The sequence below is a fragment of the Flavivirga aquimarina genome (genome assembly GCF_030540835.1).
GTDB classification, from domain to species: Bacteria; Bacteroidota; Bacteroidia; order Flavobacteriales; family Flavobacteriaceae; genus Flavivirga; species Flavivirga aquimarina.
Genome location: NZ_JAUOEK010000084.1, coordinates 55,528 through 80,746 on the forward strand (window position 1 = coordinate 55,528; position 25,219 = coordinate 80,746).

The following is a 25,219-nucleotide window of genomic DNA, read 5'->3' on the forward strand; positions in this document are numbered from 1 at the left end:
CTAAGGTTTCTGGTAAAATAGAAACTTAATTTTCACTTTGCGGAATTCCGTAAAATAATGAATCTTTTGCTTCATATCATTGTATAGCTATTAATAAGTATTATTAACATAAAGAGGAGGGAATGGCACGTCTTAATTTAAGGCGTGTTTTTTTTGATATGCGATGTGGGTTTCCGTAAGGAATATGCTCTCAATGGTTTTAGGTTTGGGGTATTATTAATATTTAAAAATTTAGAAATTTAGAAATTTAGAAATATGGCAGTAAAACACATACCAACCGAAGAAGTCCACAAAGGATATAAAGGAGGAACTACAAGATGTGGTTTTGATACTAATGACCATATAGGTCATTGGAAAAGTACTACTGAAAAAATAACATGTAACAAAAACGGATGTAAAAATTAACATTATTAGAATATTATAAACCTTTATAAAACCCCCATAAATTTTGGTTCTTAACTTTTGGGTTTAAAATATTATTAATCTTAAAAATTTAAAACAATGGCAAAATCACCATTAGGAACTCCGGTACTTACAGGAGAAAAATGTCCAGAGTCTGGAAATTGGGAAGCACAAAGTATACCATCTGCAATCATTCCTTTAACAAAAGGAGAAACGTTTCCTCCTTATAATAATCAGTCCATTATTTGGAAGCTTGTAGAGTATATTTAGAATTGTGAAATTAAAACTTAGAGCCTTGTGGAATTCCGTAAGGTTATGACTTTTAAAGGGTTTATGTTTGAAGAATTAAATGTTAAAATAATATAATTATGGCAAATTATCATGTTTCAAAAGATAATGAAAAACAACAATGGCGAATTAAAAAAGAAGGAGCTACTAAAGTAAGTGGATATGCAGACACACAGAAGGAAGCTGAAAAAATAGCAAAAGAATTATCAGTTAATTCTGGAGGAGGAGAAGTTAGAATTCATGGATTAGACGGGAAAATAAGAGATTCCGATACAGTAAAGCCTGGAAATGATCCTAGATCATCTAAAGATACCAAACATTAATTTAAAATTATGGAATACAAAGTAATACCATTCGTAGCGTCAATAGATTCTAAAAAAGGAAATTCAACACATGTTGCTGACCAATTTGAAGAAATTATTAAACACTATTCAAATCAAGGGTGGAAATATGTTCGGTTGGAAAGTGTTTCAACCTTTGTTCAACCAGATGCAGGATGTTTTGGTCTTGGAGCAAAACCAGGTTATACAACTTCTAGACAAATGGTTGTGTTTAGTAAATAATAATGAAATATTTACTCCTAATAATCATCAAGTTGTATTGGAAATATATTCCAGAATCCAAACGCAGAAAATGTTTGTTCAAAACATCTTGTTCAAATTATGTATATAAAATCACTAAAGAAAAAGGACTCATAAGCGGATTTAGAGCAATGATATTCAGAATAAATAATTGTAACTCCAATCACAATATAATTGAAGTGGATAAAAAAAAATTGTTAATCACAAATACTCATAAAGTGTTTAATGAATGTGAAATCAATCAATACTTTTTAAAATAACAAATAATGGCAAAGAAAACAGTACCCGTTAAACCTCATAGAAGGTCTACTCCAACACCAAAACCAAATCCTAATAAATCTAAACCTGGACCTAAAACGGTACCTGTTAAACCTCACAAAAGAACACCTCCAAAGTAAAGTGAATTATGAAAAAAATAATTATAATTCTATCTATATTTTTTATAGCCTGTTCAGCCGGTGAAACTAATGTTGAAGACTTTGAGCATGACGATAATATTTTATCAGAGTGGACATGTGGTACTTACAATGGGAAAATGCTTTGGACTGGACCAAAAGGCGGTTGTTATTATTACAATAGCAATGGGAATAAGACATACGTTGATAGGTCAGAATGTAACTGTTAATTCAAAACAAAATGAAAACTACAATTACATTTAACCTTAAACCTGTATCAATTATTTGCGCATTCTTGCTCTTTATTGCGGTTTTAAAATTACCAATAGAATACTATACGTTTTTGAGAATTGTCATTTTTATTGGGTCACTATTAGTCATAGTATCATTATTAAAACAAGTAATTTGGGTAATTATTTTTAGCATTATAGCCATTTTATTTAACCCAATAATCCCAATTTACTTATATCATAAATCTTATTGGATTCCTATCGATATTATTGCGGGTATACTATTTCTTTTAATTCTGTTTTTTAATAACCCAAAAGAAGGGTCTAAAAAGACAGAAACCAAAAAACAACGTGAATTTAAAAGAGATAAGATTTATTAAACTATTTAAAAACAGTTAATCAATTATGGAGGAGATAATAATTACTACCGAATTGAAAAGTCATTTTTTGCGATTATACCAAATTGCATTGACCGATGATAATTTCAGCCATTTAGAAATGCAATTATTATACAAATTTGCCGAAGAAAGAGCTATCTCTAAAATTGAATTGGATACCATTTTAACAGGATATTCTGGCGATGTCATTATTCCAGAAACTTTAGAAAATAAAATTGAATATCTCTATGATTTTGCCTTGATGATTTGGGCTGATAAAATTGTAAGTCAGGATGAGGAAATAATCTTAAAGAAGTACATCAAAAACTTTGGTTTTTTAGAAGTAAACGTTGACGATTTGTCTAAATACCTTTTAGAAAGTGCAAAGCAGGATAAATCTAAAACAGAGATATTGAAAGAACTTAAAGATTAAATTGTTATGGGGTTATTAAAAAAACTTACGGAATTGACTTCTCAAAACGGAAAAATGGATATCGCAAAACCAGAATCTGTAGAAGAGGAAAAATTAACCTATCATGCAGATGGTTATAACAGTTCCAAAGCATGTCAAGGTATTGGTTATAATTTGCAAATATCATTAGATACCATATATCAAAAATTTGAAAACAAATGTAAAGTAGATTATCATGACCAAGAACGTTTAAAACAACCTTATGTAACAGAACAAAAAGGTAAAAAAACAGCACTATTAAATAAAACAGAAGAGCTTGAAAAAATAGAAAGCAATGTAATTAGTGTTAACGAAGAAATAGATGAACTTAATCAAGATTGTAGAAAAGTAAAAACACATCCAGAAGATTTTTTTGTTGATATAGATAAAAAAGCATCGGCTAAATTCTGGATAGGTATGAGTTTTTTATTGCCGCTAGCTGCTTATATATTTGTGTTTTATATATCAACATCTTTCTCGGCTTTTTTTAGAGAATTTGACCCAGGAATTAGTTTGTTTCAAGGGATGTTTGACCCTAAAGCAATTTCAAAAGCTTATGAAGATGGTATACTAGAATTGTGTTTTGTACTTTTTATTCCATTTGTGTTTTTCGCATTAGGTTATTTAATACATATGTTTCAAGAGAAAAGAGGGGTTGCTAGTAAACTTAAAATCACAAGCCTATTTATTATCACGTTTTTATTTGACGCTATATTGGCTTATTTGATAGATGAAAAATTATATAATCTCAATAAAACATTTAATAGTGAGTCTTTTAATATCTCAGTGGCTTTTCAAAGCGTGAGTTTTTGGTTGATTATTTTTGCTGGCTTTGTTTCTTACATTGTTTGGGGTTTAGTCTTTGATTTTGTAATGAAAGAACATGCAGATAGAGATAAAATCAAGTCTTTTATCAAGGAAAAAAGAGAAGCGATTTTTGAAAAAGAAAAGGTGCTTTTAAAACTAAAAGATAAAATTAACAAAATAGAAGAGGAAACTTCTAAGCTAAAAATTAGAATATCTGAACTTCAAAACATTATTGATGGTCTCATACTTCCAGTTATGAATTATAAAGCTTTGTCTACTGAGTATTTTCAAGGTTGGCTTCAATATATAGCAGCAGAAATGGGTTTAGGGAAAAATGAGCAAGATGCTAAATTATTAGAATGTAGTAACGTCTATGAAAAACATATTAAGAGTTTAGAATTGGATACAGATACCTATCAGAATAAAGTATATACTAAAACATTATAGTTATGAAACATATAAAGTTTTTAATCATTATTTTAGTATACACTTCATTATTTTGCTGTAAGAATGATAATAAAAAGGACGTTGAAATAACAGAGGATATTATTAAATCTGAAACTTCTAGTAATTGCCCTAAATATATTTTAGATCAAAAGAAAAACAACCTCAATATAAGTGTTCTATTAGATTTGTCTGATAGAATTGAGGAAACTAAAATAAAACAAAAGGACTCTGCCTATTTATCAAGTTTGGCAAAGTCGTTTGTAGCGCATGTACAGCATAAAAAACTAGTTTTACTTGAAGATAGAATACAACTGTTTTTTAATCCAGAACCTTCTGATGAAAAAATTAATGATATTGCTAAAAAACTGAAAGTTATTTTTACAAAAAACACTGCTAAGGATCAAATAGAAGAAACGATATCACTTTATAAAACAAAACCCTCTAAATTATATGATTTAGCAAAATTAGATGCGCAAAAAGCAGGAGGTTACCCTGGTTCTGATATTTGGCGATTTTTTAAAGATGATATTAAAGATTATTGTATTGATAATTGTCACAGAAATATACTTGTCATTTTAACAGATGGTTACATGTTCTATGATAAAACGGTTATGAAAGAAAAAAATAGGACATCGTATTTAACACCAAAAAGCTTAAATCAATTACAATTAAATAAAAGTAACTGGAAAGACGAAATAGAAAAGAAAGACTTAGGCTTTATTCCTGCAACTATAGGCTTAAACGATTTAGAAGTTTTGGTAATTGGTATTGCTAGCCACAATGACGAAAATAATTATGCTCAAGATATTATTGAAGTTTATTGGAAAAAGTGGTTTGATGAAATGGGAGTGAAAAAATATAAAATTAAAAATGCTGACATTCCTTCAAGCATTGAAAAAGTGATTTCAGATTTTATTTTAAAAGCGTAGATCTGTGGGTTTTAGGTTTAATAAAAGAATAAAGTTAGGAAAAGGATTAGGAATCAATGTAAGTAAGTCAGGAATTAGACCTAGCTATAAAAATAAAGGCGGTTCTGTAAACTCAAAAGGATATTCGATTCGAACAGGAATACCAGGGTTAACTTATAGAAATACATTTAGTAAAGCTAAGAATAGTGGGTGTTTATTAATTGTAATTTTTTTCACATTAACTTTTTTAATATCGACAATTACATTTTAAAGATTAAAAACAAAAAACATGGCTTGGTACATTTGGGTAATTTTATTTGTTATCGTATTTATTTTTATACTATATACAAGTAATAAAGCAAAAAGAGAGCGATTAATGAAAAAATATAATGATGAAGAATTAGTTGATAAATTAATGCAGGGTATTTTTTGGCAAGGGCAAACAAAAAGAGAACTTAAGGATTCACTTGGTAACCCATCAGAGATTGATGAAAAAGTTTTAAAAACAAAAATAAAAGAAACATGGAAATACCAAAAAATAGGAAATAATAGGTATGCATTGAAAATTTTTGTTGAAAATGGAGTAGTAATTGGTTGGGATAAAAAATAATTGGCTTATCTTCAACGCAATAAAAATTAAAATTTGCAAAAAGCTTTTCTTATCATATTATTGTTAATACCTTTTATAGTTTTATCTCAAACTATTTCAGGCAAAGCAGTAGCCATAACAGATGGTGATACCTTCAAGCTATTAACCAAAGATTCCACACTTATAAAAGTCAGACTAGCCAATATAGATTGTCCGGAAAAAAAGCAGCCCTTTTCAGCAAAAGCAAAGCAGTTTGTGTCGGATGCCATTTTTGGTAAAATAGTCGAAGTTCGAGTTTTAAAGAAAGATAGGTACGGGCGTTACATAAGTAATGTAATTTATAACGATACCATTAGCCTCAATTACGAATTGGTTAAACAAGGTCTAGCATGGCATTATGTAAAGTATTCTAAAGACAAAAACTTACAAAGTTTAGAAGATAAAGCAAAAGCAGATAAAGTTGGACTTTGGCAAGATAAAAATGCTATTGCACCGTGGGAATGGCGAGACCATAAAAAAAAGAAAGTGAAGCTATGAAAACATTACGTTTGTTTCTTTTTATTATTACCATAGCATTAACATCAAATGTAGCTGCTCAAACCGTTTATACCACTAAAACTGGAGAAAAATATCATAAGAGTAATTGTCGGTATTTAAAACATTCTAAAAAAGAGACCACAATAAAAAAAGCAAAAGCAATGGGATATCAGGCTTGTAAAGTTTGTAAGCCAAAAACAGTTAACAAGAAGGCTGTTAATTATAATAGAAAAGAGACAAGCACGAAAATTAATTCAACTTCCAAAAATATTTTAGTAAGCATAACAAATCCAAATCAGAAGAGACAGAAAGCTACCATCCAGAAATACTATGTCTATTTTGCCGTTCCTAAAAGGTACAATATAACACCCGGTCCCGATTTAACTTTACCGATTTCCCAATCATAAGTTTCAGTGCCTTCCAGATTTTCAACAAGGTTATTCATTTCCTTTACAGAATATGTACGAAATGATGATACGATTCCGTCCCATAATACAAACAAAGGAACTATGGGAATTAAATAAGTGAAAATAATTCGTCCTATTTTAAATGGCCTTATAAAAGGAGTTGTAAAAAGAACACTTAAAGGAGAGAATATCATGGCTAAAATACTTGGAAAACTTCTTTCCTGTCCTTCAAAAACAGCAATGGAACTTTTAGAATTAATCGCGTTTTGCAAAATTAATTTAGCATCTTTTGGTTTAAAATGATGTAAGGACAAGAATTGTGTTCTCAACCCCTTTAAATTGGCTGGAACATCTCTGGCATCAATAGGAGTTTCTATAAATTCGAAGTTATCGGCTTCCTTTTTTGTGAATTCAAAGGCCGAAATATTCGGATAAAAATCTGTAAGAACTATTTTTAAATCTGGAATATCCTTTTTTAATTCGGAGTTTAACCAAATTAAACCACCACCGCCTCCAGAGCCAAGGTCAGTGATTTGATTTAGATCACTTTTATCTAAGCCTTTTTTGATTATAGGGATAATAGGCTTATACAATTTTGTTTTATTGGATAAAAACTGTAAAAAGTCTGTTCCGTAATTCCTCAAAAAAGCCGGAAACCATTTTTGATCTTCAAATTCGAATAGATGTATTCTTCCCATTAATACGAATGCTATATGGTGTACTAAGATAATAAATCTTTTACCATCATAATAACATTTAAAGGTTGCAAAATTAATATGATTCGTATTAAAGATTAGTTAATTTAGCACATCTCCTAATAGGTTAAAATTACGGTTATGAAAGACTTAGAAAACACTCCAAAAACAAAAAATAAGGTAACTATGACACAAGCCTTTAAAACGATTATATGGCCTCGGCGTAATTTGGTGTTTATTGGTTTAGTTTTAATAATCATTAAAAGTTTAGCAGGCTTAGTATTGCCCTGGCAAAGTAAGGTGTTGTTAGATGAGGTTGTGCCAAGTAAAGACACAAGCCTGTTATATAATTTAGTGGCTATAGTTTTGGGAGCGATTTTAGTGCAATCGATTACATCATTTTTACTCACACGTATATTAAGTGTACAAGCGCAATATTTAATTAGCGAATTACGGGCACAGGTACAGAAAAAAGTCCTTTCATTACCCATTAGCTTTTTCGATAACACCAAATCGGGAGCTTTAGTATCACGTATTATGAGTGATGTAGAAGGCGTTCGAAACCTTATAGGGACAGGGCTGGTACAGTTAGTTGGAGGAAGTTTTACAGCCATTATATCTTTGATTATTTTAATAAAACTAAACCCATGGATGACACTTTTTGTATTTGCGCCTTTGTCATTATTTGGATATATAGCACTAAGGGCCTTTAAATATATTCGTCCCGTTTTTAGAATCCGAGGTAAAATAAATGAAGAAGTAAAAGGGCGTTTAACCGAAACGTTAGCAGGTGTTCGTGTTATTAAAGCCTTTAATGCTGAAGCACAGGAAAACAAAATTTTTGAAAATGGCGTTGAAAAGCTCTTTCAAAATGTGAAAAAGAGCTTAACAGCTACAGCTTTAATGACGAGTTCTTCAACCTTTTTAATTGGTGTAGCAACCACAGGAATTATGGCTATTGGAGGCTATTATATGATGCAAAGTGAAATGACTACAGGAGATTTTTTATTCTTCACACTCATTTTAGGTTTTATGATTGCGCCTATAGTACAGATGAGTAATATTGGGAGTCAGTTAACCGAAGCTTTGGCAGGTTTAGATAGAACAGAAGAGCTCATGAATATGACTGCGGAAGAAGATAATGATGAAAGAATCATTCAGCTAGAAACCATTAAAGGCGATATTGTTTTTGACGATGTATCATTTTCTTATGAAGAAGGAAAAGAAGTATTGCATAACATTAGTTTTAAAGCGCCGGCTGGTTCAACAACAGCTTTGGTGGGGAGTTCGGGGTCGGGTAAATCTACCATAGCAGGTCTATCGGCTACGTTTTTAAATCCGAAATCGGGTAAAGTAACCATTGATAATCAAGATTTATCAAAAGTAAAACTAAACACCTACCGTCAGTATTTAGGTGTAGTATTACAAGATGAGTTTTTGTTTGAAGGCACTATTAGAGAAAATATCATGTTTCCAAGGCCAGATGCTACAGAGTCTGAATTACAAAATGCTGTTAAAGCAGCTTATGTAAACGAATTTACAGATCGTTTTGATGAAGGTTTGGATACCTTAATTGGAGAAAGAGGGGTAAAACTATCTGGAGGACAGCGGCAACGATTGGCCATTGCACGTGCTATTTTAGCAGACCCCAAAATTATTATTTTAGATGAGGCAACTTCCAGTTTGGATACCGAGAGTGAAGCATTAATACAAAAAAGTTTGGCTGAATTAATTAAAGACAGAACCACTGTTGTTATTGCACACCGATTAAGCACCATTAAAAAAGCAGACCAAATTTTAGTTATAGAAGCAGGTCGTATTTTAGAGTGTGGTACACACGATGAGTTAATTGCTTTAAATGGTAGGTATTATGATTTATATACTTATCAAGCTAAGATTTAATAAAATAGCAGTTTAAGGAACTAATCTTAAACTGCTATTTTTTATACCCCTTTTAGTAAAGCGTATATCTTTTACTAATTGTTATTTAAGTTCTTTATAAGTAACTCATGTACTTCATTCAATTTTTGTTCTAACTGTAACTGAGTTGGATTACTTTTGGAATAATCAAGAGGAATATTAGCAGATTCCTTTTCTGCTTCTTCTATAGCCTCATTTTTAGCTTCATCCATACCCGTCATAATGACACCTATAAATAAGTTTAACATGATCATGGTTCCAATTAAGACAAACGACACAAAAAACAAGGCGCTACCCAGAGGGTTAGCTGTAGAATTTGTACATAATGCCTCATTACCATCATATCCGTAATTTTCACAACCATACATATTTATATACATTATATCAGTCCAATCTTCAAGAGTAACCACTCTAAAGAGTGATAACATAGACATTTGTAAATTCTCAAAATGTATAGGGTCGTTTCCACCAAAAAAGAATACTCCGGCTACAGCATAGATATAAAAAAGTAAAAACAGTAAAATAGATACATACCCCAATGAAGGGATGCTTTTTAAAAGTGCACCGACTAACATTTGAAGTTTTGGTAAGGCTTTTATCAATTTTAATACACGTAGTAAACGAAGTAATCTTAATACAGCAACAGAGCTTCCCCCAAAAGGAAGAAATGTAGCTGCAACTATGATAAAATCAAAAATATTCCAAGCATCTGTAAAGTATAGCCAAGGTTTTTTACCTTCAGCTATTATTTTCACAATAATCTCTATAACAAAAATAGAGAGAATAGCTTTATTTAAGATTTCCAGTGTGGAAGCATATTTCCCAGAAAATTCTGGATACGTAGCCATGCCTACTAGCACACCGGCAATTAAAATGGCAATGGTAACTAAATTTCCAAACCATTTAGATTCAGCTATCTGTTTGCAAACTTTAACCATATCTTTTTACTTTATACTAATTTTACTTCTTTTTTATCTGAAGGATCTAAAGCAGCACTTTTTACATCTGCTTCGGCATCAATAAAGTATTCCGATTTTTCATTGTTCGCAAATTTAGACAGGCTTCCTACAGCACCTAAAGCCCCACCTTTTTCTTTTAGGTTATCTGCATCCGATTTCACTATTTGAAATGGTAAGCTAAATGGTACTTCTTTAGTTTCTCCCGGTTTAATCGTAAAATTCCCAGGAATTACAATTTCTCCCAAATCAAAATCTTTTGTCGTTTTGTTGTCCCCTCTTCCTGTTGTAAATTCTTCAATAAACTTTACTGTTAAATTTAAAACTTCCTGCTCACTTTTAGTTGTTAGGATGACCTTGCCATCTACAGTGCTATCTCCCATTGATACTTGAGCCGGGGCTTGTAAATTCACTTTAACGCCACCAATTCCTAATTTGTTTTTAATACTTGTAAAAATTCCCATAATTGTTTAATTTATTTGTTTGGTTAATAATACTAATGAATGGTTTTTAAGAAACGTAGCATATAAAATATCTTTACATTTTATTTTATTCAAAGCTGGGTTTCTATAGTTTACTTTAACTTTTATTTAGACTTTAACTTCAACATAGCTTGTAGTTGTAAAACAAATCGACATAGATTCATTATGCTCACTCTAAATAGAGAATTATTAGATTTAGTTGAAGAAAGGAGTCTAAAAATTATCAACAGCATAAGACTTAAAGAGCAGCCTTTTCCATTTTATTATTTGATAATTTAAAAAATCTTAGCTTTTGAATTCTTTCAAAATTTCGAGAAGTCGTAGAAATAAAGAATTCATTTGAGTTAGATTTTGCTCTTTTATTTCTTAAAAAGAAAAATCCGATTGCAATAATTAAGTAGATCATTATTTTGTAGGTTATAGTTTGGGTTTTATGTTATAACATAAATATATACTGAGTAAGTATATACTTATACATGGGTGTACAAATATAAATATATCTTTTATATATAAAAATATATTTTATTTTTTTGAGTAAGAGATGTTTTTGTATTTCAGTGAGCTTTAACGAATTTTTAAATACAAATGTTTTCGAATTGCTAGACATAATAAAAACAAGTATTTAAGGGGCTTCAAAAATGATTAGATAAAATCAGATATTTGAAAGTGGTTTTTTTCTTTTTAAAATAATAAAAGTTAAAAGAGACAAGACACCAAAAACTGAAAAGCCAATAAATAAGGGTAATACCGAATCTGTAACAAAACTACCAATATAATTAGCTATAGGAACAGCCATAACAGTAGAGACAAAACCATTAATAGCAGCTCCAATTCCAGCAATATGCCCCAGAGGTTGCATTGCTAAAGCCCTTAAATTCCCGAATACAAAACCAACGGCAAAGAATTGCAAAGCGAAAAAACTAATTAAAATACCAATACCTGGGTTTTCTCCTGTCCAAAATAAGATGACATATAAAATAGATATAAAAGCGTAGGCTATAGTTGCTAAATATGAAATACGCCACATACCATATTTTACAACAAAAACACTATTTAAATAGGTAGCTAAGCCAATAGATATAGCCAAACTTGCAAAAATATAAGGAAACATGTCTGCTAAATTGTATTGCTCTTGAAAAATTTGTTGCGAGGTACTCAAGTACACCATAAAAGATCCTGTTATAAAACCAGAAACAAACGTAAATCCAATAGCATCTTTATACTTGACAAATTCTTTTACCCCATCGATAAATTGATGCGATGTAAATTTTATACGCTTTTCTTTCTGTAAAGTTTCGGGTTGCCGTTTCCAAAACCAAAGCATGATTAAAACACCATATATTAAATTTACATAAAAGATAGATTCCCAGTTATAAAAATTAAGTAGGAACTGACCTAATGTTGGAGCGATTACTGGAACTAAAATAAAAACCATGACGACAATAGATAAGATTTTAGCCATATAATCACCACTATACGAATCTCTTACAATAGCAATACTTAAAGTTCTTGGAGATGATAATCCGATGCCTTGAAGTATACGTCCAATAATCATCATTTCAAAACTTTTGGTCGTCACACAAATAATACTGGCAATTACAAATACTATAAAACCTATATATACAATTGGTTTTCTTCCAAAACTATCAGATAAGGGACCAAAAACAAGCTGACCAAACCCTAAGCCTAAAAAAATCATGGTAATTAGTAATTGATTATCATTGGCATTGGTAGTACCTAAAGAATTACCAATTTCAGAAAGTGCAGGTAACAATGCATCTATAGATAATGCAACAATAGACATGAGCGATGCCATTAATATGACAAATTCGAATTGAAATTTATTACTGGGGTCTTGCATTCGACAAAAGTAGGTTATATAAAGTTATTAAGCTTAAATTTAAGTGTTATGTATTTTATGTTTTTATATAATATATAAAACAGATGTGTTTGTTATATTTACATCAAAAAAAATATGAAATACTTAACGTTTACTTTAGTTCTATCCCTTTTTGTTTCTTGTAGTAATAATGATGAAAAAGATTATGTCACTTTAAATGATAATGAAATTATAGAATATATTGCTGACAATAATTTAGTAGCAGAGAAAAGTGCAACAGGGCTTTATTATATTATTGATAATGAAGGAACGGGTGAGCAGCCGACTACAACATCTGATGTTACAGTAGCTTATAAGGGGTACTTTACCAATGGAACCGTTTTTGAAGAAAGCGACGCAGAAGGAATAACTTTTAATTTACAAAAAGTAATAGCAGGTTGGACAGAAGGTATCACTTATTTTAAAGAAGGAGGAAGTGGCACATTATTACTACCATCACATTTAGCTTATGGTAATTTAGGAAAAGGAAGCATTCCAGGAGGCGCTGTTATTATTTTTGATATTAATCTTATTTCTGTAAATTAGAGAGAAAATTTTAACTACGCTATTGCGTTCCTGAAAGGGTTGTTGTGTTATTCGACTAAACATTACAAAACATAAAATATGCTTACTAAAACCTTGATTAAAGTTTTTACCAGAGATTTAAATAAACTTAAAATTGAGATAGCATCTTATAAGAACGAAGCAAACTTATGGCTTCTTGAAAAAGAAATCACCAATTCGGCAGGTAATCTATGTCTACATATTGTTGGAAATCTTAACCATTTTATAGGTGCAATACTTGGGAATTCAGGATATATAAGGCAAAGAAATCTTGAATTTTCTACTAAAAATGTTTTAAGAGCAGAGTTATTACAACAAATTGATGATACCATTTTGCTAGTTGAAAATGTCTTAGTTAAATTATTAGCCGAAGATTTAGAAAAACAGTACCCAGTCGTAGTTTTTAAAGAACCTATGACGACTGAATATTTTCTGGTTCATTTAACAACCCATTTGTCATACCATTTAGGACAAATAAATTATCATAGGCGTTTATTAGATTCATAATAAACGATATATGATTAAAAAGAGCAATTACAGTGTTCTAAAATAGAATGAAAAATTCCTTAACATTTGATTGCCTATATTTAGGTATTATTAAAGCGTTTTTGGAGTGATATTAAAGTAATGTTATATTTAATTTATTCAAAATAAGATTATTATAGCATTAAACGAGATTAACATTATTTTATAATTTATATTATAGAATCTTTCGGATATTTGTATTGAAACAATTAAAAAAAGCAAAATGAAAAACACGATTAAAAGTTTATTAGTATTAACTATAGTAACATTATTTACATATTCTTTTACAACTATAGATACAAACAAAAAAGAGATAAAAACAGACAAGAGTAAGGTGATATGGAAAGGTTATAAAGTAACCGGATCTCACGAAGGGACCATAGCAATACAATCTGGATTTTTAAACTTTGATGCAGATAAATTATCTGGAGGCGAGTTTGTTATAGATATGGCATCTATAAATACAACCGATTTAAAAGGCATTGGTAAAAGTAAGTTAGATAAACACTTAAAGTCTGATGATTTCTTCGATGTAGCTACTTATCCAACAGCAAAACTGGTATTTACAAATGTTGAAGCTACTGGTAAAAATGCTTATACTGTTACTGGAGATTTAACTATAAAAGGCAAAACAAATGCTACTACATTTGTTGTTTCTATTTATGGGAATAAAGCAAATGTTACTTTAAAAATTGACAGAACAAAGTATGGTATAGAATATAAATCGTCAAGCTTTTTTGATAACCTAAAAAATAAAGCTATTTATGATGAGTTCGATCTGGTATCAGATTTAGAGTTTTAATTATAAATTAGCATAAATCAGTAGAGACCTGCCAGGTTTTTAAAACCTGGCAGGTCTTAGGTCTTGTTAATATAAATCATTTCGTAAATATCATAATGTATGGTTTCAGGGCAATCGTATGAAACACTACCAATTCCCTCTGTCCTTTACATTAGCTTCACACAGTTTAATAATTTCAACGATTCGTTTTTCTCGTGTAGCTTGACGTTTTGCCTGATTTACCCAGTATAGATAGCTTTTCCTATAAGAAGGAGCAAAATTATTATAGTTATTAAAAGCTACTGGGTTTTTATCAAAAGCTAATTTTAAATCTTCAGGAATAATACCTTTTTCAACAGCATCTAAAGCAGTCCAACTACCATTTTGTTTTCCGGTTTCAATAATTTTAAAACCGCTTTCGTGCATCAAATTATTGGCTGTTAATTCTTTTATATATCTTTTGTTTAGTGCACTCCATACACTTTTAGGGTTTCTTGGGGAGAAGCGTTGTCGGCGTTTTCCGTTACCCAAACTTTTAACTGTGGAATCTATCCAACCATAACAAAGCGCTACTTTAACAGCCTCTTCCCATCGCATAGAAGGCTCTTTGTTTTCTACCTTGTAAAAGATGAGGTAAATACCTTTGGAAGCGTCATGGTTTTTATGTAACCAGTCGCGCCATTCAGTATCAGTTTTAAAATAAAGTTCAGGAATTTCCACTGTTTTAAAGCTTGTTTATTTCAATGTAAAAATCTCGATCAACATTAAAAGATATGATTTCTGATTCTAATGATATGGTGTTCCAGTCAGATTTTGGAAATAGCCATTGTTCTTTTTCATTAATACTAACTTGAATAGGCATGTCAAATTTGTCAACAGTATTTGTCCAACGATATTTCAATGTATTCTTATCAATGGTATATTCAAGTGTTGGAATTTTTGTAGTTCTTAAATATTGATTAAAAAACGCAGTTAAGTCGATACCAGTTTTCAGGCTCAAATAATTTTCAATTTGTTGTGTTGTTACAGTTTGATGGTAAAAGTCTTTATTCAATCCGCGTAAAATGTTCCGCCACTTTTCGTCATTTTCAATAAGCTGTCTAAGCGTATGCAACATGTTAGCTCCTTTATTATACATGTCGCCAGAGCCTTCTTTGTTAACATTGTAATGACCTATTATTGGTTTATCATTTCGAATATTTTTTCGAGTACCAATTACATATTCAGATGAAGCCTCTTTACCGTAATAATAATCTACAAATAAGTTTTCAGAATACGATGTAAAGCTTTCATGTATCCACATGTCTGCTACATCTTTATAAGTAATGTTATTAGCAAACCACTCATGTCCGGATTCATGTATAATAATAAAATCGAATTTTAGACCCCATCCTGTGCCAGATATATCTTTACCTAAGTAACCTTTTTTATATTTATTACCGTAAGTCACACTACTTTGGTGTTCCATGCCTAAATAAGGGGTTTCAACCAGTTTGAAACTGTCTGCATAAAAAGGGTATGGACCAAACCAATGCTCGAAAGCTTTCATCATTTTAGGAGCATCTTTAAAATGCTCTTTGGCTTTCTCTAAATTATCTTTTAAAACATAATAATCCATATCTAAACGACCTCCTAGTCCATAATACACTTCAGAGAAATTAGCATAATCACCAATATTGATATTAACGCCATAATTATTAATGGGGTTTTTTACGAACCAATGATACGTTTTTGTGTCTCCATATTGCTCTATACGTTTTAATCTGCCATTAGAAACGTTCATTAAATTTTTAGGAACATTAACACTAATAAGCATACTATCTACTTCATCGTACATATGGTCTTTACATGGCCACCATACACTAGCACCTAAACCTTGGCAAGATGATGCTACAAAATGGTTTCCATTTAGGTCTTTTTTCCATGAAATACCACCATCCCAAGGTGCTCTGACAGCTTCTTTGGGGTTTCCGCTATAATATATATCTATAGAATTTACATCATCTGCTTTTTGTTTATCAATCAGATTTATAAAATGCGCATTGCCGTCATATTTTATGTTTAATTCTTTGCCATTCTGTATGGCTTTGGTAAGTTTTAGTGGGGGTTGTAAATCAATTTGAATGACCGAATCCCTTTCTAAAACTGTATATTGAATTGTGTTTTTTCCCGAAATGAATTTTTTATCCGGGTCTACTTTAATATCTAAATGATAATAGGTTAAATCCCACCATGCACGTTCTGGAGTAATAGAACCCCTTAATGTATCCTGTCTGGTGAAACTATTTTTTTCTGAAAGTAAGTTTTGAGCGTTAATCGAAATACATGAAATTATGAAGAAAAGTAATATATATAAACGATGGACCATTATTTTAGCTTTGCTCAAAATTAAATAAAAAGGTTCTTAAGAATTTGTTAATGTTTAATTAGAGGTTTAATCTCTAAAGACTTTGTTAGGAAATACAACAACACTTTCAAAACCATTTTCATTAATTGATGCGATTCCGAAAAAATAATTATCAATAACAATACCATCTAATGTAAATTCTGAAACATCTCCAACATACCTACTATAATCCCAAGTTGGAGAGGTGGTGCTTCTCCAGTAAATTTTATAACCTTTGGCTCCATCAACCCTATCCCATTTAAATTTAGCAGCAGGTTCTACAATACCTCCTATACTAACATTTTTGGGCGGAGGAGGGGCAGAAGCTAAGCTTGCCATATTTATAACGTTTACTGCGGTGAGTTTTTTTGCATAATCGAAATTTACATGAGCAATAACATCACCATATTTTATGCCATTTTCTTCACGGATGTCCTGATGCTGTTGTGTGTAGTTTTCGTGTGCTTCCATAATACGGATTCCGGCATACCCCAAATCGTTAAAAGGGCGGTGGTGGCCGCCACGACCAAATCTATCTAACCTGTAAACCATCATAGGATTCATTTCCGGCATATACATTTTTGTGGTTTTATAAACGTAACGTGCTAACTGACGTGAAATACCATCGACTTCACCTCCATAAAACCGACGTAGTGTTCTCTCACGTTCTGTTTCATTTGGAGGAACTGGTTCAGAAAATATTCTAAAAGTTCTATTATCTATAACACCATCAACACCTTTAATATTCCCAATCATATCATTATTAAAAACACCAATAATATCCCATGCTTTTTCTTGAGCATATTTTGCTAATCCGGCACCACCAAAAAGTCCTTGTTCCTCTCCAGATAGGCCAACATAAACAATACTGCTTTCAAATTTATATTTAGATAATACTCTGGCAGCTTCTATAGCACCTGCCATTCCAGATGCATTATCATTGGCTCCGGGCGCATCTGTTGTAAAATCCATAGTATCGCTGGCACGAGAATCAATATCACCGCTCATAATAATATAGCGATTGGGGTATTTAGTTCCTTTTTGAATAGCAACCACATTAACCACCCAGGCATCATGTGGTACACGATTATTACCTTTTTTAGTAACGAAATCTTTTTGGTAAAAGACTTCCAGGCAATTATTGCAATCTTTTGAAATAGTTTCAAATTCCGATTTTATCCATCGTCTGGCTGCGCCAATACCTCTAGTTTTAGAAATGGTATCGCTAAAGGTGTTTCGTGTTCCAAAATTTACAAGTGTTTGAATATCTTTCTCGATCCGTTTTTCGGAAACGGTTTCAATGATATTATACAATTGTTGATTTGTTTGTGCAGATAAAAAGACACTTAAAAACAGGAATAAACCTGTAACTGTAACCGTTGTTTTCATGTTATTATTTAGTATAATTAAACTTGACAGTTTCTATAGAACCGTTTTTTTGATGTATATCTACATATACATTCATTTCATTATCGCTTACTTTTTCAAAAGACATACCTTCGAAAATCACCTTGTTAGCAGTTATTTCTTTAAGAGGAAAATCTACTGTTTCGTCTTTTGTTTCCCACCCTTTTAAATCATTATTGAAATGTTTTAATTGAAGTATGAGCGTGTTTTCTACTTCACGAATTATTTCAATTTCATAAAATGACACTTTATTATTATTGATTAATTTAAATGTTGCCATCATAGAACCACCGGAAGGTTCGCTCCAGTTTTCCTCGGTAATTCCTCCAAATGCCTCTCCTTTCCAATTCCCGGAAATCCATGAAATGTTTTCTAATTTGGGTTCTAGTGTTTTTTTTACTTGAGCTTTACAAGCTAAACTATAAAAAGAAACAATCACAATTAATACAATTACAATATTTTTTTTCATAACCTTATGTTTTAAATTGTTTTATAGTATTAAGACGTTTGTGATGTTTAAAATTGAGACAAATTTTTTAAGTTTAACTTATGACTGTAATTTAGTGAGCTATGCTAACGGATATGAAATATAATAAAAGCGCTTCGAAAATAAATCCAAAACGCTTTTAATTGAGTTAGTCACCACTTATATTTTACACTAAAAACAGTATTTATTTTCTTTAGTTACTTTATCTGCTATAATATTTCTTAATTCTATAATATTAGGCATGTTTACATATTTAATGTAACGCTTTAAGCCCACAAGCATCATACGTTGTTCATCTCCTGTAGAGAATGAAATGATGGAGTGCTTTCCTGCCGTTTCAATAACATCAATGGCATGGAATAAATTTAATTTAGCCATGGCAATCTGTTCTTTTACTTGATCTTCACCTTCCTTTTTGGCCATTTTTTCGGCACGAAGAATGGCAGATTCTGCTAAATAAATCTGTATTAAAATATCTGATGCTGCTAACATTAATTGTTGTTGCTCTTCAATTTTTTCACCGTATTTCTGTAAAGCAGCTCCGGCCACCATTAAAAAGAGTTTTTTAAGATTCTTTATAATGTTTTTTTCTTCTGAAAATAATTCAGAATAATCTGGAACCTCAAATGATGGAATTCCGACCAATTCATCTTTTACTGCCATAGCAGGTGTTAATACATCTACATGGCCTTTCATGGCTTTTTTAATAAGCATACCAATGCTTAGCATTCTATTGATTTCATTGGTACCTTCATAAATCCTTGCTATACGAGCATCTCGCCATGCCGACTCAATAGGTGTTTCTTCAGAAAACCCCATGCCTCCAAAGATCTGAATACCTTCATCTGTACATCTTTGCGTATATTCGGAAACAGCTACTTTTAAAATAGAACATTCAATAGCATATTCTTCAACACCTTTTAATTCTGCTTCTTGGTGGGTATCTTTTCCATTATTCTGGCGTAAAGTAATACGGTCTTCTATATTTTTAGCAGCTCTGTAACTGGCGGCTTCACCTACCCAACAATTAGTAGCCATTTCTGCTATTTTCTGGCGAATGGCTCCAAAACTTGAAATGGGTGTTTTAAACTGAATACGTTCATTAGCATATTTGATAGATTCGGTAATAGTACGGCGTTGTGCATCTAAACAGGCAGCCGCTAACTTTATACGACCAACATTTAGAGCATTCATGGCTATTTTAAATCCATTACCTCTAGTTGATAACATATTTTCAACAGGTACAATGGTTTCATTAAAGAAAACCTGACGCGTAGAAGAAGCACGAATACCTAATTTATGCTCTTCTTCTCCCATGGTAATACCATTAGGGTTTTCTGGGTCATATTCTATTATAAATCCGGTAATATTTTTATCGTCTTCTATACGTGCAAAAACAATCATTAAACTACAAAAACCGGCATTAGAAATCCACATTTTTTGTCCCGTGATTTTATATGTTTTTCCATCTTCAGATAATACTGCTTTGGTCTTTCCAGAATTGGCATCGCTACCAGCACTAGGTTCGGTTAAACAATACGAACCAAACCATTCACCAGAGGCTAATTTTGGAACATATTTTTGTTTTTGTTCTTCGGTACCATAAAGCGTAATTGGCATAGTACCAATACCAGTATGCGCCCCAAAAGCCGTACTAAAAGAACCCGTTGCACCAGAAATATAATCGCATACAAGCATTGTATCAACAAACCCCATACCCATGCCACCGTATTCTTCGGGGACAGAGATACTTAAAAAACCAAGTTCTCCGGCTTTACGCATACAAGACTCGGTTAATGCATAATCTTTGGCCTCAAAACGTGGTTTGTTTGCCCAAATTTCTCTATCAACAAACTCAGTCACAGCTTCTTTCATCATTAACTGGTCTTCGTTGAAATCTTCAGGAGTGAATATATCTTCACAATTGGTCTCTTTTACAAGGAATTGTCCGCCACGTAAAATATCTTTTTCTGATGTTTCCATTTTTAATAGTTTAAAGAAGAAAGAAAATAGAAAATAGACTCTAACCAAGTCTGTTTTGAAATCCCATAGTCATTCTTTGGAACTCTTCTATTTTTTCTTCTAGTATGTTTAATGTTTTATTGTTTATATATTTTCTATGATGTGCTACTAATAATTGTGTGTCTAATTCAAAAGATGAACCTAAAGAGATATCTAAAAAATGACTGAAAGATTTATCTGTTCTAGAAGATCCTTCAGCAATATTGCTAGGCATCGAAATTGAACATTTGCTCATTTGAGAACTTAAATCGAATCTTTCATACTTTGGAAAGCCTAATAATATATCAGAAATACTATTTGTGATTTCTAGACCAAGTTTCCAGATTTTTAAATTTTTGTAGTTATGTCTTCGTTTTGCACACATTTTAAAGTCTATTTTCTTTTATCTCTTTTCTATAGTCTTTTTAAGTTTATTAATTTAAAAATTCAAATATGCCACAGGCTCCTTGTCCGGTTCCAACACACATAGTAACAGCGCCATATTTTCCTTTCATGTTGCGTTTGCGCATTTCATCAAATAATTGCACCGATAATTTTGCACCTGTACAGCCAAGCGGATGCCCCAGAGCTATAGCTCCTCCATTTACATTTACAATATCCGGATTGAGGTCTAATTCTCTAATCACTGCTAAAGATTGGGATGCAAATGCTTCATTTAATTCTATAAGCTCTAAATCTGATTGTTGTAATCCTGCTTGTTTTAATGCCTTTGGAATGGCTTTTACAGGACCTATTCCCATAATACGTGGTTCAACACCAGCAGCTGCATAGTTGACTAAACGCGCAATAGGTTCCAGATTTAATTCTTTTACCATGTCTTCACTCATCACCATAACAAAGGCAGCGCCATCACTCATTTGAGAAGAGTTTCCAGCCGTTACACTACCTCCGGCAGCAAATACAGCTCGTAATTTTGCTAAAGCCTCTTTATTGGTTCCGGCACGAGGCCCTTCATCTTTTGTAACGGTATATGTTTTAGTCGCTTTCTTTCCATTGGAATCTATATAAGTCTGTTCTACTTCAATAGGCACAATTTGGTCTTGAAAACGGTTTTCAGCCTGGGCTTTTAAAGCCTTCATATGTGAATTATATGCAAATTCATCTTGGTCTTCGCGAGAAACCTTAAATTGGTTTGCGACAGCTTCTGCTGTATTTCCCATACCCCAATAATAATCTTCATGACCTGCTTTTACAATGTCATAATTTAACTCAGGTTTAAACCCCGTCATAGGTACAGCACTCATGCTTTCTGCGCCACCAGCGATAATACAATCAGCCATTCCGGATTGTATTTTTGCTGTAGCAATACCAATGGTTTCAATACCCGACGAGCAAAAACGATTTACAGTAACTCCGGGAACATCGACACTATCTAATCCCATTAAGGAAATAAGACGTGCCATATTTAAACCTTGAGAACCTTCTGGCATAGCATTGCCCACAATAACATCGTCTATACGGGTTTTGTCTAATTGTGGCAGCTCTTTCATCATATACTGAATGGTTTCTGCAGCCAATTCATCAGTTCTTTTAAAACGAAATACCCCTTTTGGAGCTTTTCCAACTGCTGTTCTGTATGCTTTTACGATATATGCTTGTTTCATATTAGCCCCCTAACCCCCAAAGGGGGAATTCCTATTAGGGGTCAATAGGGTTTTATTTATGTGTTAATTTCAATTTTTTATTCAGAATATAAATCCATTTTCTTTTTAAAGTCCCCCTTTGGGGGCTAGGGGGCTTTTAATTCCTTAATGGTTTCCCCGTCTTCAACATATGCTGTATACGTTCTAAAGTTTTGCGCTCTGTACATAAGCTTAAAAATGCTTCACGTTCTAAATCCAATAAATATTGTTCGGTAACTAAGGTGGGTTCCGATAAATCACCTCCAGCCATTACATAAGCCAATTTATTTGCTATTTTATGGTCGTGCTCACTTATATAATTTGCGGCTTCCATAGAATCTGTTCCCACTAAAAACATGCCCAAAGCTTGTTTTCCAAGTACTTTTACATCGTTGCGTTTTACGGGTTGCGTATAACCGGCTTCTGCCATTAGTTTTGCATGAGCTTTCGCTGTAGCTATTTGTCTGTCTTTATTAATAACGACTATATCTTTTCCTTTTTGAAGGATTCCCAGATCGAAAGCCTCATAGGCAGATGTTGCAACTTTAGCCATACCAATGGTTAAGAAGTATTCTTGCAGCGTATTTAATTCCACATCGCCTTTCTTAAAAGTATCAGAAGCTCTTAAAGCCATTTCTTTAGATCCGGCTCCACCAGGTATAACACCAACTCCAAATTCTACTAAGCCAATATAGGTTTCGGCAGCTGCAACTACCTTATCGGCGTGCATAGATAATTCGCAAGCACCTCCTAAAGACATACCATGTGGTGCCGAAATGGTTGGAATAGAGGAGTAGCGCATACGCATCATCGTATCTTGGAAATATTTGATAGCTGCATTAAGTTCATCATATTCTTGTTCAACAGCCATCATGAATATCATACCAATGTTGGCTCCAACTGAGAAGTTAGCACCTTGGTTGCCTATAATTAATCCTTGATAATCCTTCTCTGCTAAATCAATTGCTTTATTAAGCCCTGCTAAAACGTCTCCGCCAATGGTGTTCATTTTAGATTGGAATTCGCAGTTCAATATACCATCACCTAAATCTTCGATAACTACCCCAGAATTTTTAAATACTTCATTAGATTTTCTAATATTATCTAAAATGATGAAAGCATCTTGACCTGGTATTTTTTCTTGTGTTTTCTTTGGAATGTCATAAGCATAAGTAGCCCCATCTTTAACAGAATAAAATGATTTATTACCAGAAGTCAGCATATCATTTACCCAAGCTGCAGGAGCTAAACCTTCAGCTTTCATTATTTCTATACCTGCTTCGACACCTATAGCGTCCCAAATTTGGAAAGGACCATGTTCCCAACCGAAACCGGCTTTCATAGCGTCATCAATTTTATATAATTCGTCTGTTATTTCGGGAATACGATTAGAAACGTATGCAAATAAAGCAGCGAAGCTTTTTCTGTAAAACTCTCCGGCTTTATCCTTACCGGAAACTAATACTTTAAAGCGATCTACAACTTTATCAATGGTTTTAGTAAGTTCTAAAGTAGCGAATTTTGCTTTTTGTGCAGAGCGATATTCTAAAGTGTTTAAATCTAAAGATAGGATTTCTTTTTTACCTTCGGAAGATACCGTTTTCTTATAAAATCCTTGTTTTGTTTTGCTTCCCAACCATTTATTTTCCATCATGGTGTTGATGAAATCTGGTAATTTAAAAAGCTCAAGACGTTCGTCTTCTTTACAATTTTCTGCAATGCCGTTTGCTACATGAACTAATGTGTCTAAACCAACAACATCTACTGTTCTAAAGGTTGCAGATTTTGGTCGGCCTATAACTGGACCCGATAATTTATCTACTTCTTCAATAGTTAAACCCATGTCCTTAACAGCATGGAATAAACTCATAATACTAAAGATACCGATACGATTTCCAATAAAGGCAGGTGTATCTTTAGCAACTACAGATGTTTTGCCAAGGAATTGTTCACCATAACCATTTAGAAATTCTAAAACTGAAGCATCTGTTTTTGGACCGGGTATGATTTCGAATAGTTTTAAGTAACGTGCCGGATTAAAAAAGTGTGTTCCGCAGAAATGTTTCTGAAAGTCTTCACTGCGACCTTTACTCATGAATTTAATTGGAATACCAGACGTATTACTAGTAATTAAAGTACCCGGTGTTCTGTATTTTTCAAGTGTTTCAAAAACTTGTTGTTTTATGTCTAATCGTTCAACGACGACTTCCATAATCCAATCAACATCAGAAACTTTGGCTATATCATCTTCGAGGTTACCTGTGGTAATACGATTAGCAAATTTAGAATGGTAAATTGGTGAAGGTTTCGATTTTAATGCTGTTGCTAAGGCCTCATTAACCAATCGGTTTCTTACGGGTTTATCTTCAAGTGTTAAGCTTTTGGCTTTTTCTTTATCATTTAACTCTCTTGGAACTATATCGAGTAATAAAACATCTACGCCAATATTAGCAAAATGGCATGCAATACCACTTCCCATAATACCAGAGCCTATAATGGCCACTTTTTTAATTCTACGTTTGCTCATTTTATATGACTAATCGTTTTGATTGTATATTTTTTTATTTGATACCATATCATTAATAATTTCAGCTACTTCATAAAAATTTTTTATTTTTTCTTCCGAAATATTTTTTCTTATGGTTTCATTAAATGTTAAAACTTTCTCTCTTGAATAGGCTCTTTTTTCTAGACCAAATTCTGTGAGAGAAATAATGACACCTCGACCATCTTCAGGATTGGGTTTACGTTCAATAAGTCCCTTAGCCTCCATAGTTTTTAATATTCTGGATAAGCTGGTAGCTTCCATACCCATCTTAGGTCCTAAAGCAGTTGAAGGCGTCCCTTTTTCCGGATCGATACTTAATAAAGTAAAGCCCGTTGCCATGGTGCTTTCAAATTTTGCAGCTTCTTCATTATACATTTTTTGCACTGCAAGCCATGTAGTTCTTAGCATGTAATCGATAGTTTTATCTTTCATTATGATTTAGTTGGTCACCAAATATATGAAAAATTTACTATGCATGCATAGTAAATTTGATAAAACTTAACACATTTTTATTGAGAGAGTATTG

At 32.2% G+C, this 25,219-nt stretch carries 30 protein-coding genes; 17 read left to right on the forward strand and 13 right to left on the reverse strand.

The window, feature by feature from the left end; translation table 11 throughout:
• The first annotated feature begins 255 nt into the window (after positions 1-255).
• The 13 genes from Q4Q35_RS07595 to Q4Q35_RS07645 all read left to right on the forward strand — a co-directional run bounded on the left by Q4Q35_RS07595 (position 256) and on the right by Q4Q35_RS07645 (position 6,012).
• On the forward strand, positions 256-405 hold the full coding sequence (locus tag Q4Q35_RS07595) for a hypothetical protein (RefSeq protein ID WP_303277362.1): 150 nt from the start codon (positions 256-258) through the stop codon (positions 403-405).
• Between the two features lie 96 nt (positions 406-501).
• Positions 502-672 carry a hypothetical protein gene (locus Q4Q35_RS07600; protein ID WP_303277363.1) on the forward strand — a complete coding sequence of 57 codons (171 nt, stop codon included), beginning with the start codon at positions 502-504 and terminating at the stop codon, positions 670-672.
• Between the two features lie 98 nt (positions 673-770).
• On the forward strand, positions 771-1,013 hold the full coding sequence (locus Q4Q35_RS07605; RefSeq protein ID WP_303277364.1) for a DUF2188 domain-containing protein: 243 nt from the start codon (positions 771-773) through the stop codon (positions 1,011-1,013).
• Positions 1,014-1,022: 9 nt separating this feature from the next.
• The gene (locus Q4Q35_RS07610; protein ID WP_303277365.1) at positions 1,023-1,253 is read left to right on the forward strand and encodes a hypothetical protein; all 231 of its coding nucleotides are present in this window, start codon (positions 1,023-1,025) and stop codon (positions 1,251-1,253) included.
• A gap of 2 nt (positions 1,254-1,255) precedes the next feature.
• Positions 1,256-1,531, forward strand: a complete 276-nt coding sequence (gene yidD, locus Q4Q35_RS22385) for a membrane protein insertion efficiency factor YidD (protein WP_367892735.1) — start codon at positions 1,256-1,258, stop codon at positions 1,529-1,531.
• Between the two features lie 6 nt (positions 1,532-1,537).
• Positions 1,538-1,669 carry a hypothetical protein gene (locus Q4Q35_RS07615; protein ID WP_303277366.1) on the forward strand — a complete coding sequence of 44 codons (132 nt, stop codon included), beginning with the start codon at positions 1,538-1,540 and terminating at the stop codon, positions 1,667-1,669.
• Positions 1,670-1,907: 238 nt separating this feature from the next.
• Positions 1,908-2,276, forward strand: coding sequence for a DUF6804 family protein (locus Q4Q35_RS07620; protein ID WP_303277367.1), 369 nt, complete (start codon positions 1,908-1,910; stop codon positions 2,274-2,276).
• 25 nt (positions 2,277-2,301) lie between these two features.
• Positions 2,302-2,706, forward strand: a complete 405-nt coding sequence (locus Q4Q35_RS07625) for a hypothetical protein (protein WP_303277368.1) — start codon at positions 2,302-2,304, stop codon at positions 2,704-2,706.
• A gap of 6 nt (positions 2,707-2,712) precedes the next feature.
• Complete coding sequence (locus tag Q4Q35_RS07630; RefSeq protein ID WP_303277369.1) at positions 2,713-3,978, forward strand: hypothetical protein; 1,266 nt, start codon at positions 2,713-2,715, stop codon at positions 3,976-3,978.
• 2 nt (positions 3,979-3,980) lie between these two features.
• A complete protein-coding gene (locus Q4Q35_RS07635) occupies positions 3,981-4,907 on the forward strand; it encodes a hypothetical protein (RefSeq protein WP_303277370.1) in 927 nt (308 codons plus the stop codon).
• A 4-nt stretch (positions 4,908-4,911) separates the two neighbouring features.
• Positions 4,912-5,157 carry a DUF4236 domain-containing protein gene (locus Q4Q35_RS22390; RefSeq protein ID WP_367892736.1) on the forward strand — a complete coding sequence of 82 codons (246 nt, stop codon included), beginning with the start codon at positions 4,912-4,914 and terminating at the stop codon, positions 5,155-5,157.
• Between the two features lie 18 nt (positions 5,158-5,175).
• Positions 5,176-5,496, forward strand: a complete 321-nt coding sequence (locus Q4Q35_RS07640) for a hypothetical protein (RefSeq protein WP_303277371.1) — start codon at positions 5,176-5,178, stop codon at positions 5,494-5,496.
• A gap of 33 nt (positions 5,497-5,529) precedes the next feature.
• The gene (locus Q4Q35_RS07645; protein ID WP_303277372.1) at positions 5,530-6,012 is read left to right on the forward strand and encodes a thermonuclease family protein; all 483 of its coding nucleotides are present in this window, start codon (positions 5,530-5,532) and stop codon (positions 6,010-6,012) included.
• Between the two features lie 334 nt (positions 6,013-6,346).
• Here Q4Q35_RS07645 and Q4Q35_RS07650 read toward each other — a convergent pair whose 3' ends face one another.
• Complete coding sequence (locus Q4Q35_RS07650; RefSeq protein ID WP_303277373.1) at positions 6,347-7,117, reverse strand: hypothetical protein; 771 nt, start codon at positions 7,115-7,117, stop codon at positions 6,347-6,349.
• A gap of 138 nt (positions 7,118-7,255) precedes the next feature.
• Between Q4Q35_RS07650 and Q4Q35_RS07655 the strand changes: the two genes are divergently transcribed.
• Positions 7,256-9,016 (forward strand): ABC transporter ATP-binding protein, encoded by a 1,761-nt coding sequence (locus Q4Q35_RS07655; RefSeq protein ID WP_303277374.1) that lies wholly within the window; start codon positions 7,256-7,258, stop codon positions 9,014-9,016.
• A 74-nt stretch (positions 9,017-9,090) separates the two neighbouring features.
• Here Q4Q35_RS07655 and Q4Q35_RS07660 read toward each other — a convergent pair whose 3' ends face one another.
• The 3 genes from Q4Q35_RS07660 to Q4Q35_RS07670 form a co-directional block, all read right to left on the reverse strand.
• Positions 9,091-9,972: an ion transporter gene (locus Q4Q35_RS07660; RefSeq protein ID WP_303277375.1), complete on the reverse strand. Its 882-nt coding sequence runs from the start codon at positions 9,970-9,972 to the stop codon at positions 9,091-9,093.
• Between the two features lie 11 nt (positions 9,973-9,983).
• The gene (locus tag Q4Q35_RS07665) at positions 9,984-10,454 is read right to left on the reverse strand and encodes a sporulation protein (protein WP_303277376.1); all 471 of its coding nucleotides are present in this window, start codon (positions 10,452-10,454) and stop codon (positions 9,984-9,986) included.
• Positions 10,455-11,124: 670 nt separating this feature from the next.
• A complete protein-coding gene (locus Q4Q35_RS07670; protein WP_437439739.1) occupies positions 11,125-12,288 on the reverse strand; it encodes a multidrug effflux MFS transporter in 1,164 nt (387 codons plus the stop codon).
• 159 nt (positions 12,289-12,447) lie between these two features.
• On the opposite strand from Q4Q35_RS07670, the gene Q4Q35_RS07675 reads away from it, so the two are divergent.
• From Q4Q35_RS07675 to Q4Q35_RS07685, 3 genes are all read left to right on the forward strand, one after another.
• Positions 12,448-12,897 carry an FKBP-type peptidyl-prolyl cis-trans isomerase gene (locus tag Q4Q35_RS07675; protein ID WP_303277378.1) on the forward strand — a complete coding sequence of 150 codons (450 nt, stop codon included), beginning with the start codon at positions 12,448-12,450 and terminating at the stop codon, positions 12,895-12,897.
• A 78-nt stretch (positions 12,898-12,975) separates the two neighbouring features.
• Positions 12,976-13,422, forward strand: coding sequence for a DinB family protein (locus Q4Q35_RS07680; RefSeq protein WP_303277379.1), 447 nt, complete (start codon positions 12,976-12,978; stop codon positions 13,420-13,422).
• A gap of 241 nt (positions 13,423-13,663) precedes the next feature.
• Positions 13,664-14,242, forward strand: a complete 579-nt coding sequence (locus tag Q4Q35_RS07685; RefSeq protein WP_303277380.1) for a YceI family protein — start codon at positions 13,664-13,666, stop codon at positions 14,240-14,242.
• A gap of 126 nt (positions 14,243-14,368) precedes the next feature.
• Here Q4Q35_RS07685 and Q4Q35_RS07690 read toward each other — a convergent pair whose 3' ends face one another.
• The 9 genes from Q4Q35_RS07690 to Q4Q35_RS07730 all read right to left on the reverse strand — a co-directional run bounded on the left by Q4Q35_RS07690 (position 14,369) and on the right by Q4Q35_RS07730 (position 25,125).
• The gene (locus tag Q4Q35_RS07690) at positions 14,369-14,941 is read right to left on the reverse strand and encodes a YdeI/OmpD-associated family protein (protein WP_303277381.1); all 573 of its coding nucleotides are present in this window, start codon (positions 14,939-14,941) and stop codon (positions 14,369-14,371) included.
• Between the two features lie 4 nt (positions 14,942-14,945).
• On the reverse strand, positions 14,946-16,589 hold the full coding sequence (locus Q4Q35_RS07695) for a M1 family metallopeptidase (RefSeq protein WP_303277382.1): 1,644 nt from the start codon (positions 16,587-16,589) through the stop codon (positions 14,946-14,948).
• Positions 16,590-16,655: 66 nt separating this feature from the next.
• Positions 16,656-17,996, reverse strand: coding sequence for a M28 family peptidase (locus tag Q4Q35_RS07700; RefSeq protein ID WP_303277383.1), 1,341 nt, complete (start codon positions 17,994-17,996; stop codon positions 16,656-16,658).
• A 4-nt stretch (positions 17,997-18,000) separates the two neighbouring features.
• Complete coding sequence (locus Q4Q35_RS07705) at positions 18,001-18,483, reverse strand: DUF6265 family protein (RefSeq protein ID WP_303277384.1); 483 nt, start codon at positions 18,481-18,483, stop codon at positions 18,001-18,003.
• Positions 18,484-18,672: 189 nt separating this feature from the next.
• Positions 18,673-20,484, reverse strand: coding sequence for an acyl-CoA dehydrogenase FadE (locus Q4Q35_RS07710; RefSeq protein ID WP_303277385.1), 1,812 nt, complete (start codon positions 20,482-20,484; stop codon positions 18,673-18,675).
• A gap of 40 nt (positions 20,485-20,524) precedes the next feature.
• Positions 20,525-20,887 carry a four helix bundle protein gene (locus Q4Q35_RS07715; protein WP_303277386.1) on the reverse strand — a complete coding sequence of 121 codons (363 nt, stop codon included), beginning with the start codon at positions 20,885-20,887 and terminating at the stop codon, positions 20,525-20,527.
• Between the two features lie 49 nt (positions 20,888-20,936).
• Positions 20,937-22,127, reverse strand: a complete 1,191-nt coding sequence (locus tag Q4Q35_RS07720; protein ID WP_303277387.1) for an acetyl-CoA C-acyltransferase — start codon at positions 22,125-22,127, stop codon at positions 20,937-20,939.
• 136 nt (positions 22,128-22,263) lie between these two features.
• Positions 22,264-24,672 (reverse strand): 3-hydroxyacyl-CoA dehydrogenase/enoyl-CoA hydratase family protein, encoded by a 2,409-nt coding sequence (locus Q4Q35_RS07725; protein ID WP_303277388.1) that lies wholly within the window; start codon positions 24,670-24,672, stop codon positions 22,264-22,266.
• A gap of 9 nt (positions 24,673-24,681) precedes the next feature.
• Complete coding sequence (locus Q4Q35_RS07730) at positions 24,682-25,125, reverse strand: MarR family winged helix-turn-helix transcriptional regulator (RefSeq protein WP_303277389.1); 444 nt, start codon at positions 25,123-25,125, stop codon at positions 24,682-24,684.
• Positions 25,126-25,219 lie beyond the last annotated feature (94 nt).

Coding starts and splice junctions, on each gene's coding strand:
- Q4Q35_RS07630 (WP_303277369.1), top strand. CDS start 2,713: ATGGGGTTATTAAAAAAACTTACGGAATTGACTTCTCAAAACGGAAAA.
- Q4Q35_RS07695 (WP_303277382.1), bottom strand. CDS start 16,589: ATGGTCCATCGTTTATATATATTACTTTTCTTCATAATTTCATGTATT.
- Q4Q35_RS07625 (WP_303277368.1), top strand. CDS start 2,302: ATGGAGGAGATAATAATTACTACCGAATTGAAAAGTCATTTTTTGCGA.
- Q4Q35_RS07605 (WP_303277364.1), top strand. CDS start 771: ATGGCAAATTATCATGTTTCAAAAGATAATGAAAAACAACAATGGCGA.
- Q4Q35_RS07595 (WP_303277362.1), top strand. CDS start 256: ATGGCAGTAAAACACATACCAACCGAAGAAGTCCACAAAGGATATAAA.
- Q4Q35_RS07725 (WP_303277388.1), bottom strand. CDS start 24,672: ATGAGCAAACGTAGAATTAAAAAAGTGGCCATTATAGGCTCTGGTATT.
- Q4Q35_RS07710 (WP_303277385.1), bottom strand. CDS start 20,484: ATGGAAACATCAGAAAAAGATATTTTACGTGGCGGACAATTCCTTGTA.
- Q4Q35_RS07640 (WP_303277371.1), top strand. CDS start 5,176: ATGGCTTGGTACATTTGGGTAATTTTATTTGTTATCGTATTTATTTTT.
- Q4Q35_RS07615 (WP_303277366.1), top strand. CDS start 1,538: ATGGCAAAGAAAACAGTACCCGTTAAACCTCATAGAAGGTCTACTCCA.
- Q4Q35_RS07720 (WP_303277387.1), bottom strand. CDS start 22,127: ATGAAACAAGCATATATCGTAAAAGCATACAGAACAGCAGTTGGAAAA.
- Q4Q35_RS07650 (WP_303277373.1), bottom strand. CDS start 7,117: ATGGGAAGAATACATCTATTCGAATTTGAAGATCAAAAATGGTTTCCG.
- Q4Q35_RS07675 (WP_303277378.1), top strand. CDS start 12,448: ATGAAATACTTAACGTTTACTTTAGTTCTATCCCTTTTTGTTTCTTGT.
- Q4Q35_RS07610 (WP_303277365.1), top strand. CDS start 1,023: ATGGAATACAAAGTAATACCATTCGTAGCGTCAATAGATTCTAAAAAA.
- Q4Q35_RS07700 (WP_303277383.1), bottom strand. CDS start 17,996: ATGAAAACAACGGTTACAGTTACAGGTTTATTCCTGTTTTTAAGTGTC.
- Q4Q35_RS07655 (WP_303277374.1), top strand. CDS start 7,256: ATGAAAGACTTAGAAAACACTCCAAAAACAAAAAATAAGGTAACTATG.
- Q4Q35_RS07670 (WP_437439739.1), bottom strand. CDS start 12,288: ATGGCATCGCTCATGTCTATTGTTGCATTATCTATAGATGCATTGTTA.
- Q4Q35_RS07600 (WP_303277363.1), top strand. CDS start 502: ATGGCAAAATCACCATTAGGAACTCCGGTACTTACAGGAGAAAAATGT.
- Q4Q35_RS07680 (WP_303277379.1), top strand. CDS start 12,976: ATGCTTACTAAAACCTTGATTAAAGTTTTTACCAGAGATTTAAATAAA.
- Q4Q35_RS07620 (WP_303277367.1), top strand. CDS start 1,908: ATGAAAACTACAATTACATTTAACCTTAAACCTGTATCAATTATTTGC.
- Q4Q35_RS07635 (WP_303277370.1), top strand. CDS start 3,981: ATGAAACATATAAAGTTTTTAATCATTATTTTAGTATACACTTCATTA.
- Q4Q35_RS07685 (WP_303277380.1), top strand. CDS start 13,664: ATGAAAAACACGATTAAAAGTTTATTAGTATTAACTATAGTAACATTA.
- Q4Q35_RS07705 (WP_303277384.1), bottom strand. CDS start 18,483: ATGAAAAAAAATATTGTAATTGTATTAATTGTGATTGTTTCTTTTTAT.
- Q4Q35_RS07730 (WP_303277389.1), bottom strand. CDS start 25,125: ATGAAAGATAAAACTATCGATTACATGCTAAGAACTACATGGCTTGCA.
- yidD (WP_367892735.1), top strand. CDS start 1,256: ATGAAATATTTACTCCTAATAATCATCAAGTTGTATTGGAAATATATT.
- Q4Q35_RS07660 (WP_303277375.1), bottom strand. CDS start 9,972: ATGGTTAAAGTTTGCAAACAGATAGCTGAATCTAAATGGTTTGGAAAT.
- Q4Q35_RS07715 (WP_303277386.1), bottom strand. CDS start 20,887: ATGTGTGCAAAACGAAGACATAACTACAAAAATTTAAAAATCTGGAAA.
- Q4Q35_RS07665 (WP_303277376.1), bottom strand. CDS start 10,454: ATGGGAATTTTTACAAGTATTAAAAACAAATTAGGAATTGGTGGCGTT.